Consider the following 12,909-nt stretch of genomic DNA (forward strand, 5'->3'; position numbering starts at 1 on the left):
GCTGGCAGACGCAACGTTCAGTCCGTGCCCAACTCGGGCTTGAACAGCCGATACCAGAAAATCGCCACCTCACGGGTCTGCGGATCAATCCCGCGATAACGCAGTTGATCGATCCCACCCATCACGTATCCGCAACGCTCATACAGGCGGCAGGCGCCGAGGTTGTTGTTCTGGGTTTCGAGCATCATGCCCGGCAGGTTTTTCTTGCGCGCCCAGAACTGCGCCACGTCCAGCAATGCCTTGGCCACACCATGCCGCCGTGCAGGCAAGGCCACCGCCAGTTCATCAACGTGGGCAAAACCGTTCCAGTTGGTGCTGACCACGACATGCCCTACCGCACGGTCATCCAGGTAAGCCATAAAAATCGCACTGTCGGGTGCGTCACGAAAACTGGCGAACTCTTCCGGGTCGATGCCATAGCACTTGCGGTACGGCAGGATGCGCTCCACGCCCCATTGCTCGACACGCTTGCCCATTTCTGGCACGGCATAGGCGCTGACCTCAAAGCTGAAATCATTGCCCCACACGTAGGCATCAAAACCTTCGTCGGCGACCCGCACGCTGAGCCCTGGGTACTTCGGGTTCATTACAGCTTGCATAAACATCCTTAACCCTTGATGCAATCGACGGTGTAACAACGGCCATTGCCGTCATCTTCGTGTTGCAACCCATGAACATCGGCGACAAAACCGGGGAAGCTGCTATCGAACGTGCGGGCGAACGCCAGGTAGTCGATGATCGACCGCGTCGCCTCGGTAAAACGCTCGCCCGGCATGATCAACGGAATGCCCGGCGGATAAGGCACCAGCATCACGGCGGCGATGCGCCCTGACAAGGCATCGATGGACACAGCTTCGACTTCACCCCTGACCAACTGATCGTATGCGTCAGCCGGTTTCATCGCAATTTCCGGCAACACTGTGTACATGCGCTTGAGGTGCCTGGCCGTGGCATTGCTGCGGTAACAACTGTGCAATTGGTCGCACAGGTCGCGCAAACCCAGGCCTTGATAACGCGCCGGCCCCTGTTTGAACACCGAGGGCAAACAACTGGCCAAGCTGACGTTAGCGTCGTAGTTGCGCTTGAACTCCAGCAACTCGGTGAGCAAGGTACTCCATTTGCCTTTGGTGATCCCCATGGAAAACAGCACGAGGAAAGAATACAGGCCAGTCTTCTCCACCACCAACCCACGCTCCCAGAGGAATTTGCTGACGACCGCCGCAGGAATTCCGCACTCGCTCAACGCGCCTCCGGCATTCAGGCCGGGCATCACCAGCGTCACCTTGATCGGGTCCAGCAACACGTAGTCTTCGGCCACATCGCCAAAGCCATGCCAGTCATCCTGAGGGTGCAACAGCCAATCCGCAGTGGCCACCCGGTCGATACCGGCGACTGAAGGCGGCTGCCAGATCGAAAACCACCAGTCCTCGGCGGCGATATGCTGGCGCAGGTTAGCCAGGGCGCGCCGGAAGCTCAGCGCCTCATCGAACATCTCTTGCAACAGCGAACGCCCGGCCGGGCCTTCCATCATCGCCGACGCGACGTCCAGCGAGGCGATGATGCTGTATTGCGGCGAGGTGGAGATATGCATCATGAACGCTTCATTGAAACGGTCGCGGTCCAGTTGGCGCGCGCCGCCGTCCTGCACATGGATCATCGACGCCTGGCTGAAGGCTGCCAGCAGTTTGTGCGTCGAGTGTGTGGTAAATACCAGCGGGCTGTCCGCAGTACGCGAGGTGCCCATGCCATAACGGCCGGCGAAAAACTCGTGGAACGCCGCGTAGGCGTACCAGGCCTCGTCGAAGTGCAAGACCTCGACACTGTTGCCCAATTGCTGCTTGATCAGCTCGGCGTTGTAGCACAGGCCGTCATAGGTGGAATTGGTGACCACCGCCAGCTTCACTTTCGGCGGCCGGCCACGGGTCAACGGGCTGGCTTCGATTTTGGCCTGGATCGATTCGGGGCTGAATTCGCTCAGCGGGATCGGGCCGATAATCCCCAGTTCGTTGCGTTCCGGGCACAGGTACAACGGGATCGCGCCGGTCATGATGATCGAGTGCAATACCGACTTGTGGCAGTTGCGATCCACCAGCACCAGGTCGTCGCGACCGACCATGGAATGCCAGACGATCTTGTTGGCCGTCGAGGTTCCGTTGATCACAAAGAACGTGTGATCGGCGCCGAAGTTGCGCGCGGCACGCGCTTCGGCTTCCGCCAACGGGCCCGTGTGATCGAGCAGCGAGCCCAATTCGGGCACGGACACAGACAGGTCCGAACGCAGGGTATTTTCCCCAAAGAACTGATGAAACGCCTGCCCAACCGGGCTTTTGCGGTAGGCCACACCCCCGCCATGGCCGGGTGTGTGCCAGGAGTAGTTGGAATCGGCAGTGTGCTGCACCAGTGCCTTGAAGAACGGCGGTAACAAGCCATCCAGGTAGGTGCGTGCGGCGCGCGCGACTTGCCGGGCAAGAAACGGCACGGTGTCTTCGAACAGATAAAGAATCCCGCGCAACTGGTTGAGCTCGCTCATGGCATCAGCCGGCGCATTCTCCAGGGTAACCTGCTCGCCCAGAGCAAAGATCGGCAGGTTAGGCGCCCTTACCCGTGCCAGGCGAATCAACTCGACCATGTTTTGCAGCAAGTGGGTATTTTCACCCGCCCCTTCGGCGGCGATCAACATGCACGCCAGGCCGTGATGGGTAGAAGCCACCAGCCGGCCTTCGGCGTAGTCGACAGCGGAGAAGATGCTGAAGCCCTCTTGTTCCAGCTCGTGGGCGATGCCTCGAACCCGGTCACCGGCAACGGTGTCGGCCTTTATGTCTCGGTGTACGATAAGAACAGGGAACTTCAGGTCTTTGTACATGAGCGCTTGTAGTCCTGAGGGCTATGCATTCAGGGTAGAAGCTGGGAGCGGATGACGCGAATGAAGATTTTCCCGGCGATGATGTTCAACAGCGGGAGCGAGCTTGCTCGCAGGTGCGGTGCATCAGCCAGCACCTTGATCCATTGACCCAGCGCTATCGCAGCCCACCCGCGCCGACATTTTTCAACCGTGTTGAATCAGGCTATTGCTGGGTCAGTTGCGACCACAGAGCCGGCGCACCGGCCGACTTGGCAATCGCCTCCAGCCGCGTTGCATGCTCAGCCAAGTCCTGCTCGCTGGCACGGATGATGGTGGTCGGCTTGCGATCCGCCGGCAAACGGCGAATTTCCGAAGGGCGGTTGCCCGAGCCCTCCGCCGAACCCGTGCCATCGGAGGCGTTACCGGCCAGGGACAGGCTGGTTTGGCCGCCGGTCATGGTCAGGTAAACGTCGGCGAGAATCTCGGAGTCGAGCAAGGCGCCGTGCAGTTCACGGCCGGAGTTGTCGACGCCATAACGTTTGCACAAGGCATCCAGGCTGTTGCGCTGGCCTGGGTGACGCTCACGGGCCATCATCAAGGTGTCGAGGATCGAGCAGTGCTGGGAGATATCCGCACGATCGCTCTGCCCCATCAGGGCAAATTCGTTATTGATGAAACCGACGTCGAACGCCGCGTTATGGATGATCAGTTGGGCGCCGTTGATGAATTCGAAAAACTCGTCGGCCACTTCGGCGAAGCGCGGCTTGCCTTTGAGGAATTCGTCGGTGATGCCGTGAACGCCGATCGCACCCTCGTCACTGTCCCGATCCGGTTGCAGGTAGACGTGAAAGTGACGGCCGGTAAGGCGGCGCCCCATCAGTTCGACACAGCCGATTTCGATGATCCGGTGGCCATCGGTCACCGGCATGCCGGTGGTTTCGGTATCGAGTACAACAGATCGGATGGCCATCAGGGTTCAGCTCTCAACGGTGGTGTATTTCAAGGGGCGCAATATTAGCACGTCACACCTTACGCAGCCCAAGACCGGCCCAAGGCGCTTGATGCGCGACAGTTTTTAACACGCTTTAGCAAAGCTGCAGCAGTTCGCCCTGGACGCGCATGCCAGCCTGCGCACCCCACTCGAACGCGGACCGTACCGCCCGATAAACCGGTCAAAAACCCTGTATGCCCTGGTGCTGATGGGCAGCGCCTGCACGGCGCACGCCACCCGCTTCGTGATGACGACCGACGTTCTGGTCAGCCTGTCCATGAGTGACACCCAGGGCACGAGTTCTTCCTTCAAGCACGACAAGAGTGTGCAGGCCGCCAGGCAGGACGCCGAATCGTTTGTGGCCAGTGATGGCCAGATCCGTGGCGTGCGCCTGACGTTGGCGCTGATGCCTATCCGCGCGCGTTTGCCGGCGCAAACCTTCAGCGACATGCAGCTGGCCCAGGCCATCGCCGCCCTTTAAACCTTAGCTCTGCTTGTAACCGCGCACGTCATCCACGCCACGGTTGGCCAGTTGGTCGGCGCGTTCGTTGCCCGGATGGCCGATGTGCCCGCGCACCCATTTCCAGGTGATGTTGTGACGGTTGCACTGCTCATCGAGCAGTTGCCACAGGTCGGCATTCTTCACCGGTTCCTTGGCCGCGGTTTTCCAGCCGCGCTTCTTCCAGTTGACCATCCACTCGTTGATGCCTTTCATCACGTATTGCGAGTCGGTCACCAGCAGCACGTCACACCGGCGCTTGAGTTCTTCCAGGCCGCGAATGGCGCCCATCAGCTCCATGCGGTTGTTGGTGGTATTGGCTTCGCCGCCCCACAGTTCCTTCTCCACGCCCTTGCACACCAGCAACGCGCCCCAGCCGCCGGGGCCGGGGTTGCCCTTGCAGGCGCCATCGGTGAAGAGTTCTACGGTATCGGTCATCGGTTGCATCCATCAAAACGGGCTGGCGGTAATCGACCGACAGTATCCCGAGGCCGAACGATTCGGCCGGTCATCAAAAAGGGGGGTTACGGTTCACTCTGCTTGCGATTGACCTTGGCCATCGGCATCGGCACCAGCTTGCCCATGGGTTGGCGTTGCACCTGACGCACCGGCCGCAGCCCGACCACGATCTTGCGCGCCACCAGTAAATAGAAGCCGCCACCCGCCAGTTGCCACGCACCCGCTCGGCGCTCCCAGCCGGCCAGACGGCCTTGCCACTTGGCTGACGCAAGCGGCGGACGATAGCACCCGAAGCGGCGTTTCTCCAGCGCAAAACCCAGCAGGTTCAGCCAGTCGCCTACCCGTGATGGCGCAATGCAGCGCGCCTGGCGCAGGCCATCATGGGCGAACACATGGCGCAGGCCCCAACTGCTCCAGGGGTTGATGCCGATAATCAACAAATGGCCACCAGGGCGCACACTGCTCGCCGCTTCACGCAGCAAACCGTGGGGTGACAGACAGAAATCCAGGCCATGCTGCAACACCACCACATCGGCGGCATGCTCGCTCAACGGCCAGGCCTGCTCCTCGCAGACGATCTCCACCCCCGGCAGCGGCGCGCCCAGGCGCACATTGCGCTGGACCTGCGGCGCAGCGGGCGGCGTCTGCGCCGACGGGCCGTAGTGCACCAGGTAACCACCAAAGAACCGGCCCAGCTCGTCTTCGAGCATGCGCCGTTCTTCATCCAGCAAAAATTGCCCGATCGGCCCGGACAGCCATTCACGGGCCGCGCTGATCAGGGCCAGCCATTCAGGATCGGCCTGGGCGAACGCTTTATCAGTCATTGCATTCTCCAACTCGCCTAGACGTTCTAAGATGCACCAATGTGTTCAGCTTGGCGAATCGAAGAATGATACAGATCAGTGCACTCCCCGCGTTCACCGACAACTACATCTGGTTGTTACAAGACCCGCACACCCAACGCTGCGCCGTGGTCGACCCCGGCGATGCCGAGCCGGTGCTGGCCTGGCTCAGGCAGAACCCGCAGTGGGCCCTCAGCGACATCCTGATCACCCACCATCACCATGATCATGTCGGCGGCGTCGAGCAACTGAAAAGTGTGACCGGCGCCAAGGTTTACGGCCCCGCGAGCGAAAACATCCCGGCGCGCGACGTGGCGTTGATGGATAACGACCGCGTCACGGCTCTGGGCTGGGACTTCGACATTTATAGCGTGCCGGGGCATACCCTGGGCCATATCGCCTTTTACCATCAGGGCGTGCTGTTTTGTGGCGACACCCTGTTTGCCGCCGGTTGCGGCCGCCTGTTCGAAGGCACGCCGGAGCAAATGCACACCTCATTGCAACGCCTGGCCGCGCTGCCCGACGACACCCTGGTGTACTGCACCCACGAGTACACACAAAGTAATCTCAAATTTGCCCAGGCCGTGGAACCGGACAATGCCGATATCGCCGCACGCGTGGAAACCGTCAAGCAGTTACGGGCCCGTGGCGAGATGACGCTGCCGTCCAATTTGGCCCTGGAAAAACGTACTAACCCTTTTCTACGTACCGCAGAAACATCCGTTAAACAAAAAGCGGACGAACGGAACGGTCGCGACAACCGCTCTGGGGCCGAGGTGTTTGCTAGCTTGAGGGCATGGAAAGATAAGTTCTAAGAGGATGCAATCTGATACGGAATTTCTGAATGGTTGACCGGAACCAAAGCGCTTTCTAGAATCGCCCGACATTTTTGCCCGGAACTTACTTCCAGCCAATGTCGTCATCTATTCGTAAATCCATCTCTTCAGACGCATTGACCCGCCTGGCTCAAGCCGTGGCGGTGGCTGTGTCCGCGACTCTGGCGGGCTGCCAATCGACAAATTTCGCTGCACAATCCACCGTGCAACCCAAACCCAATCTTGCCGCCAAGATCAAGCAAAAACCTATTTGGCTCTCAGAGAAGCCCAGCCCCGAAGTCCCCCAGGATGTCTGGGAACGCATGCGACGGGGCTTTCAATTGCAGGACGGCCTGGGCGTCAACCCGCGCATCGAGCAACAGCGTTTGTGGTTCGCCAGTAACCCTTCCTTCCTGGAGAACGCCGGAGAACGCGGCAGCCTCTACATTCATTACATCGTCGAACGCCTTGAAGAACGCAACATGCCCCTGGAGCTGGCGCTGCTGCCAGTGATTGAAAGTGCCTACAACCCAATGGCCTATTCGCGCAGCGATGCGGTCGGCCTGTGGCAGTTCATTCCCTCCACCGGGCGCTACTTCAACCTGCGCCAGACCCGTGCCTACGACGGCCGCCGCGATATCACCGCCTCCACCACCGCCGCCCTGGACTATCTGACACGTCTGCATGACATGTTCAACGGCGATTGGTTGCTCGCCCTGGCGGCGTACAACGCCGGTGAGGGCACGGTCAGCCGGGCCATCGAGCGCAACGAAAAGCTCGGCCTGCCGACCGACTACTGGAACCTGCCCCTGCCCCAGGAAACCAAGGACTACGTGCCCAAGTTCCTGGCGCTGTCCCAGGTGGTACTGGCGCCCGAGGCTTACGGCGTCAACCTGAGCCCGATTGCCAACACGCCCTACTTCGAAGTGGTTGAAGTCAAGCAAAGCATGGACCTGTCCCGGGTCGCCGCGCTGGCTGAGATCGACGAAGACGAACTGTTCCAGCTCAACCCGGCGTTGAAACAACGCACCACCCTCGACGGCCCCCAGCATTTGCTCGTACCCAGCTCCAAGGCGCAGCTGCTGACCAGCACACTGTCGACGATGAAGCCGGAAGAATTGCTGGCGATGCGTCCGAAAAAGCAGGTGTTCGACGAAGTTGAGACCACACGGGTTGCCGGGCGCACGCGCAGCTACAAAGTGCGCACGGGCGACAACCTCACGCTGATCGCCAAGGCGAACAAGGTCGATGTGCATGACCTGCAGCGCTGGAACAAGCTCAATGGGCAGGCCCTCAAGGTCGGCCAGACCCTGGTGATGCAAGACACGCGCAAGCTGGTGGCCAAGGCTGACAGCAAGAAGCCGGTGCAATACAAGGTCAAGAAAGGCGACTCGTTGTACATCGTCGCCAAGCGCTTCAACGTTGAGATGCAACATCTCAAGCGCTGGAACCCGCGTACTGGCCAGGCGCTCAAGCCGGGGCAGATGCTGGTGGTTTCCGGGCCGCGCTAAGGCTTCAAGAATACTGGGGCGCTCATGGGGGAGCGGGCTTGCTTGCGAAAGCGGTGGCACATTCAACATCTCTGTTGACTGACACACTGCCTTCGCGAGCAAGCCCGTTCCCCCATTGCATTCCCAGTGTTTCCAGCCACCTTTTTCCAACCGGAACAAGCTGTTACTGTACCGATCATAAAGCCCAAGCCGCCTGGATCGGATCTCTGACTTGAAGCGTCCCCTCCTTCTACTAATAAGTCTGGCCTTGAGCTTTGCTGCGAACGCGACGATTACCGAGAGCCACGGTTATACGCAGTTCGGCGTGCTCAAGTACCCGGCCAAATTCACCCACTTCGATTGGGTAAACCCTGCAGCGCCTAAAGGCGGGACCTTGCGGGTCATGGCATTTGGCACGTTCGACACGCTCAACCCTTACACCTTCAAGGGCTCAAGCCCGGTTTCCACCCCCAATTTCCTGCAATACGGCGTCAATGAGCTGAACGAGCCGTTGATGGTCGGCACTGGCCAATACGCGCCGTCCGGCGACGAACCGACCTCCAGCTACGGGCTGATTGCACAGTCGGTGGAGTACAGCGAGGACCGCAGCTGGGTGGTGTTCAACCTGCGCCCGGAAGCGCGCTTCCACGATGGCAAACCCATCACCGCCTATGACGTGGCATTTTCCTATCGCACGCTGCTGACCGAAGGCCACCCGCAGTACCGCACCAACCTGCAGGAAGTGGCGCGGGTCGACATCCTCAACCGGCATCGCATCCGTTTCGTGTTCAAGCGCGCCGGCAACCCCTTGCTGATCCTGCGCCTGGGCGAGCTGCCGGTATTGCCCCAGCATTACTGGAAGAACCGCGACTTCAAGGCCACCACGTTCGAACCTCCGCTGGGCAGCGGGCCGTATCGCATCAGCAAAGTCACCCCTGGCCGGCAACTGGTGTTTGAACGGGTCAAGGATTACTGGGGCAAGGACCTGCCGGTCAACCAGGGGTTCTACAACTACGACAAGGTCGAAGTGGAGTTCTACCGCGACAGCGACGTGGCCTTCGAAGCCTTCAAGGCCGGCGAATTCGACATCTACATCGAACACCAGGCCAAGAACTGGGCCACCGGCTATAACTTCCCGGCGGTCAACCGTGGCGATGTGATCAAGGCGCAAATCGCCCACCAGATCCCGACCCAGAGCCAGGGCCTGTTCATGAACACGCGGCGTCCGACCTTCGCCCAGGCCAAGGTGCGCGAGGCGCTGGGGCTGATGTTCGACTTTGAGTGGACCAACCGCACCCTGTTCAGCAGCGCCTACAAACGCACCGTGAGCTACTACCCCAACAGCGAATTTTCCGCGACCGGCGTGCCGGTGGGACGCGAGTGGCTGATGCTTTCGCCGTACCGTGACCAGTTGCCGGCCAACCTGTTGACGCAAGCCTTCAGCCTGCCGCAGACCGACGGTCGTGGTATCCCGCGCGACACCCTGCGCCGCGCCCTCGCCCTGCTCGGCGAAGCCGGCTGGAAACTGTCCGGGCAGCGCCTGCTGGACAGCAAAGGGCAGCCGCTGCGTTTGGAGATCCTGCTGGTGAACCCGAACCTGGAGCGCATCCTGCAGCCGTATGTCGAGAACCTGAACAGCATCGGCATCGACGCGCGCTTGCGTACCGTGGACCGGGCGCAATACAAGCAGCGCCTCGATCAGTTCGACTTCGACATGATCCTGGTCACCCTCAACCAGACCCTGAGCCCCGGCCTTGAGCAGTGGCAGTACTTCCACTCCAGCCAAGCGGCGATCAAGGGCAGCAAGAACTATGCAGGCATCGCCAACCCGGTGGTCGATCACCTGCTGGAGCAACTGCTCGCGGCGCAGACCCGCGAAGAACAATTGGCCGCCGGCCGCGCCCTGGACCGGGTGCTGCTGTGGCAGCACTACAGCATCCCCAACTGGTACCTCAACTATCATCGCCTGGCGTACCGCAACCGGTTCGCCTTTGTCACCACGCCGCCCTACAGCCTGGGCCTGAGCGCATGGTGGCTGAAAGCTTCGGAGAAAGCCCAATGATGTCTTTGCGCAACGCATTGCTCACCAGTCTGTTGCTGTGCTCTGCGGCCAACGCCGCGCCGCAACATGCGTTGACCCTTTACAACGAACCGCCGAAGTACCCCGCCGACTTTAAGCATTTCGACTACGTAAACCCCGACGCGCCCAAGGGCGGCACTTTTCGCGAGTCGGCCATGGGCGGCTTCGACAGCCTTAACCCCTACATCAGCAAGGGCGTGCCGGCAGACAATCTGCCGCTGATCTACGACACCCTGGCCATGCAAAGCCTGGACGAGCCCATCACTGAATACGGGCTGGTGGCCGGCAAGATCGAAAAGGCGCCGGACAACAGTTGGGTACGCTTTTACCTGCGCCCCGAAGCGCGCTTTAACGATGGTCACCCGATCCGCGCCGAAGACGTGGTGTTCACCTTCCAGGCCCTGATCAAAGATGGCTCACCGCTCTACCGCACCTATTATGCCGACGTCGACGAAGTGGTGGCCGAAGACCCGCTGCGCGTGCTGTTCAAGTTCAAGCGCACCAATAACCGCGAATTGCCGCTGATCCTTGGGCAACTGCCGGTACTCCCCAAACATTGGTGGGCGACCCGCGACTTTGCCAAGGGCAACCTGGAAATACCGCTCGGCAGCGGGCCGTACAAGATCGCCGAGGTCAAGCCCGGGCGCATGGTGCGCTATGAGCGGGTCAAGGACTACTGGGCCAAGGACTTGCCGATGACCCAGGGCTTCTACAACTTCGACAACCGCATCACTGACTATTACCGTGACGGCACCGTCGCCCTGGAAGCCTTGAAGGCCGGGCAGTTCGACTACTGGCTGGAATTCAGCGCGAAGAACTGGGCCAACGCCTACAACATTCCGGCCGTCGCCCAGGGGCGACTGATCAAGGAAGAAATCCCCAACGGCAACCCCACCGGCATGCAGGGTTTTGTGTTCAACACGCGCAAACCGATGTTCCAGGATGTGCGGGTACGCAAGGCCATCAGCCTGTTGCTGGATTTCGAATGGAGCAACAAGCAGCTGTTCAACGGTGCCTACACCCGCACCCGCAGCTACTTCGAGAACTCGGAAATGGCCGCCACCGGCCTGCCCGGCCCGAGTGAATTGGCAATCCTCGAACCGTTTCGCGACAAGCTCCCCGCCGAAGTCTTCACCCAGGCCTTTGAGCCGGCCAAAACCGACGGCAGCGGCATGATCCGCAACCAGCAGCGCGAGGCCTACCAGTTGTTGCAAGAGGCCGGCTGGAAGATCGTCGACGACAAGATGGTCGACACCACCGGCAAACCTGTGAACATCGAGTTTCTGCTGGCCCAGACCGACTTCGAGCGGGTACTGCTGCCCTTCAAGCGCAACCTGGCCGACCTTGGCATCAACCTGGTGATTCGCCGCGTTGACGTTTCGCAGTACATCAACCGCCTGCGTTCGCGGGACTTCGACATGCTGGTGGGCAGCTTCCCGCAATCGACGTCACCGGGTAACGAACAGCGCGAATTCTGGTCCTCGTCCAGCGCCGACAAGCCTGGCAGTCGCAACTACATGGGCCTCAAGGACCCGGTCATCGACCAACTGGTGGAAGCGTTGATCGACGCCAGCTCACGCCAAAGCCTGGTCGACCACGCCAAAGCGCTGGACCGTGTGTTGCAGTTCGGCTACTACGTGATTCCCAACTGGCACATCAAGACCTACCGCGTCGCGTACTGGGACCACCTCGGCCACCCCAAGACCCCGCCACGCTACGACGTCGGCACGGCCACCTGGTGGGCCAAACCCGCAGCCAAGCCGGCCATCACCCTGGACACTTCACATAGCGCCGATCCGGCGAGCGGAGGCGATTAAATGCTGGCCTATATTGTTCGCCGCCTGTTGCTGATCATCCCCACGCTGTTCGGGATTTTGCTGATCAACTTCATCATCATCCAGGCCGCTCCCGGTGGCCCGGTTGAGCAGATGATCGCCAAGCTCGAAGGCTTTGACGGCGCCACCAGTCGCATTGCCGGTGGCGGCGCCGAGGTCTCGGTGGCCGGCTCCAGCTACCGTGGCGCGCAAGGCCTGGACCCGGCGCTGATCAAGGAAATCGAGAAGATGTACGGCTTCGACAAATCGGCACCGGAACGTCTGTGGATCATGGTCAAGAACTACGCGCGGCTGGATTTCGGCGACAGCTTCTTTCGCGATGCCAAGGTCATCGACCTGATCAAGGAAAAGATGCCGGTGTCCATCTCCCTCGGGTTATGGAGCACGCTGATCATGTACCTGGTGTCGATCCCGCTGGGGATCGCCAAGGCCACACGGCACGGCAGCCACTTCGACGTGTGGACCAGCTCGGCGATCATCGTCGGCTATGCGATCCCGGCTTTCCTGTTTGCGATCCTGCTGATCGTGGTGTTTGCCGGCGGCAGTTACCTCGACTGGTTCCCCTTGCGTGGGCTCACCTCGAATAATTTTGACGCGCTGAGCTGGGGCGGCAAGATCCTCGATTACTTCTGGCACCTGGCCTTGCCTGTCACGGCCCTGGTGATCGGCAACTTCGCGACCATGACACTGCTGACCAAAAACAGCTTCCTCGATGAAATCAACAAACAGTATGTGGTCACCGCCAAAGCCAAGGGCCTGACCAACCACCGCGTGCTGTACGGCCATGTGTTTCGCAACGCCATGCTGCTGGTCATTGCCGGGTTCCCTTCGGCGTTTATCGGGATTTTCTTCACCGGCTCGTTGTTGGTGGAAGTGATCTTCTCGCTCGACGGCCTGGGCCTGATGAGTTTTGAAGCGGCGATCAACCGTGACTACCCGGTGGTGTTCGGCACGCTGTTTATCTTCACCCTGCTGGGGCTGGTGGTGAAACTGATCGGTGACCTCACCTACACCCTGGTCGATCCGCGTATCGACTTTGCCAGCCGGGAGCATTGA

At 60.5% G+C, this 12,909-nt stretch carries 11 protein-coding genes; 6 read left to right on the forward strand and 5 right to left on the reverse strand.

Features of this window, described 5'->3' with window-relative positions:
• Window positions 1-17 precede the first annotated feature (17 nt).
• The 3 genes from JFT85_RS04710 to dnaQ form a co-directional block, all read right to left on the reverse strand.
• Window positions 18-599 carry a GNAT family N-acetyltransferase gene (locus tag JFT85_RS04710; protein ID WP_073638536.1) on the reverse strand — a complete coding sequence of 194 codons (582 nt, stop codon included), beginning with the start codon at window positions 597-599 and terminating at the stop codon, window positions 18-20.
• 8 nt (window positions 600-607) lie between these two features.
• Window positions 608-2,863 carry an Orn/Lys/Arg family decarboxylase gene (locus tag JFT85_RS04715; RefSeq protein WP_069553176.1) on the reverse strand — a complete coding sequence of 752 codons (2,256 nt, stop codon included), beginning with the start codon at window positions 2,861-2,863 and terminating at the stop codon, window positions 608-610.
• A 202-nt stretch (window positions 2,864-3,065) separates the two neighbouring features.
• Window positions 3,066-3,806 (reverse strand): DNA polymerase III subunit epsilon, encoded by a 741-nt coding sequence (gene dnaQ, locus JFT85_RS04720; RefSeq protein WP_167422778.1) that lies wholly within the window; start codon window positions 3,804-3,806, stop codon window positions 3,066-3,068.
• 199 nt (window positions 3,807-4,005) lie between these two features.
• On the opposite strand from dnaQ, the gene JFT85_RS04725 reads away from it, so the two are divergent.
• Complete coding sequence (locus JFT85_RS04725) at window positions 4,006-4,314, forward strand: DUF2388 domain-containing protein (protein ID WP_201230876.1); 309 nt, start codon at window positions 4,006-4,008, stop codon at window positions 4,312-4,314.
• 3 nt (window positions 4,315-4,317) lie between these two features.
• Here the strand turns inward: JFT85_RS04725 and rnhA are convergent, their stop codons facing one another.
• Window positions 4,318-4,770 carry a ribonuclease HI gene (gene rnhA, locus JFT85_RS04730; protein WP_053255695.1) on the reverse strand — a complete coding sequence of 151 codons (453 nt, stop codon included), beginning with the start codon at window positions 4,768-4,770 and terminating at the stop codon, window positions 4,318-4,320.
• A gap of 86 nt (window positions 4,771-4,856) precedes the next feature.
• A complete protein-coding gene (locus JFT85_RS04735) occupies window positions 4,857-5,615 on the reverse strand; it encodes a class I SAM-dependent methyltransferase (protein WP_078828079.1) in 759 nt (252 codons plus the stop codon).
• Window positions 5,616-5,680: 65 nt separating this feature from the next.
• Here JFT85_RS04735 and gloB point away from each other — a divergent pair, with 65 nt between their 5' ends.
• The 5 genes from gloB to JFT85_RS04760 all read left to right on the forward strand — a co-directional run bounded on the left by gloB (window position 5,681) and on the right by JFT85_RS04760 (window position 12,909).
• Window positions 5,681-6,448, forward strand: a complete 768-nt coding sequence (gene gloB, locus JFT85_RS04740) for a hydroxyacylglutathione hydrolase (protein ID WP_053255693.1) — start codon at window positions 5,681-5,683, stop codon at window positions 6,446-6,448.
• Window positions 6,449-6,546: 98 nt separating this feature from the next.
• Complete coding sequence (locus JFT85_RS04745) at window positions 6,547-7,959, forward strand: transglycosylase SLT domain-containing protein (protein ID WP_053255692.1); 1,413 nt, start codon at window positions 6,547-6,549, stop codon at window positions 7,957-7,959.
• Window positions 7,960-8,170: 211 nt separating this feature from the next.
• Window positions 8,171-10,000, forward strand: coding sequence for an extracellular solute-binding protein (locus JFT85_RS04750; RefSeq protein WP_053255691.1), 1,830 nt, complete (start codon window positions 8,171-8,173; stop codon window positions 9,998-10,000).
• Window positions 9,997-11,835, forward strand: a complete 1,839-nt coding sequence (locus JFT85_RS04755) for an extracellular solute-binding protein (RefSeq protein WP_073638542.1) — start codon at window positions 9,997-9,999, stop codon at window positions 11,833-11,835. Before JFT85_RS04750 ends, JFT85_RS04755 begins: the two co-directional genes overlap by 4 nt.
• Entirely contained in the window at window positions 11,836-12,909 is a 1,074-nt protein-coding gene (locus tag JFT85_RS04760; protein ID WP_053255689.1) for a microcin C ABC transporter permease YejB, read from the forward strand.

Source organism: Pseudomonas sp. TH04 (genome assembly GCF_016651355.1).
GTDB classification, from domain to species: Bacteria; Pseudomonadota; Gammaproteobacteria; order Pseudomonadales; family Pseudomonadaceae; genus Aquipseudomonas; species Aquipseudomonas fluorescens.

What these genes read in the sequence shown, in the direction of transcription:
- JFT85_RS04710 (WP_073638536.1), bottom strand. Translation starts at nt 599, where the DNA reads ATGCAAGCTGTAATGAACCCGAAGTACCCAGGGCTCAGCGTGCGGGTC.
- JFT85_RS04745 (WP_053255692.1), top strand. Translation starts at nt 6,547, where the DNA reads ATGTCGTCATCTATTCGTAAATCCATCTCTTCAGACGCATTGACCCGC.
- JFT85_RS04755 (WP_073638542.1), top strand. Translation starts at nt 9,997, where the DNA reads ATGATGTCTTTGCGCAACGCATTGCTCACCAGTCTGTTGCTGTGCTCT.
- JFT85_RS04715 (WP_069553176.1), bottom strand. Translation starts at nt 2,863, where the DNA reads ATGTACAAAGACCTGAAGTTCCCTGTTCTTATCGTACACCGAGACATA.
- gloB (WP_053255693.1), top strand. Translation starts at nt 5,681, where the DNA reads ATGATACAGATCAGTGCACTCCCCGCGTTCACCGACAACTACATCTGG.
- JFT85_RS04760 (WP_053255689.1), top strand. Translation starts at nt 11,836, where the DNA reads ATGCTGGCCTATATTGTTCGCCGCCTGTTGCTGATCATCCCCACGCTG.
- rnhA (WP_053255695.1), bottom strand. Translation starts at nt 4,770, where the DNA reads ATGACCGATACCGTAGAACTCTTCACCGATGGCGCCTGCAAGGGCAAC.
- JFT85_RS04735 (WP_078828079.1), bottom strand. Translation starts at nt 5,615, where the DNA reads ATGACTGATAAAGCGTTCGCCCAGGCCGATCCTGAATGGCTGGCCCTG.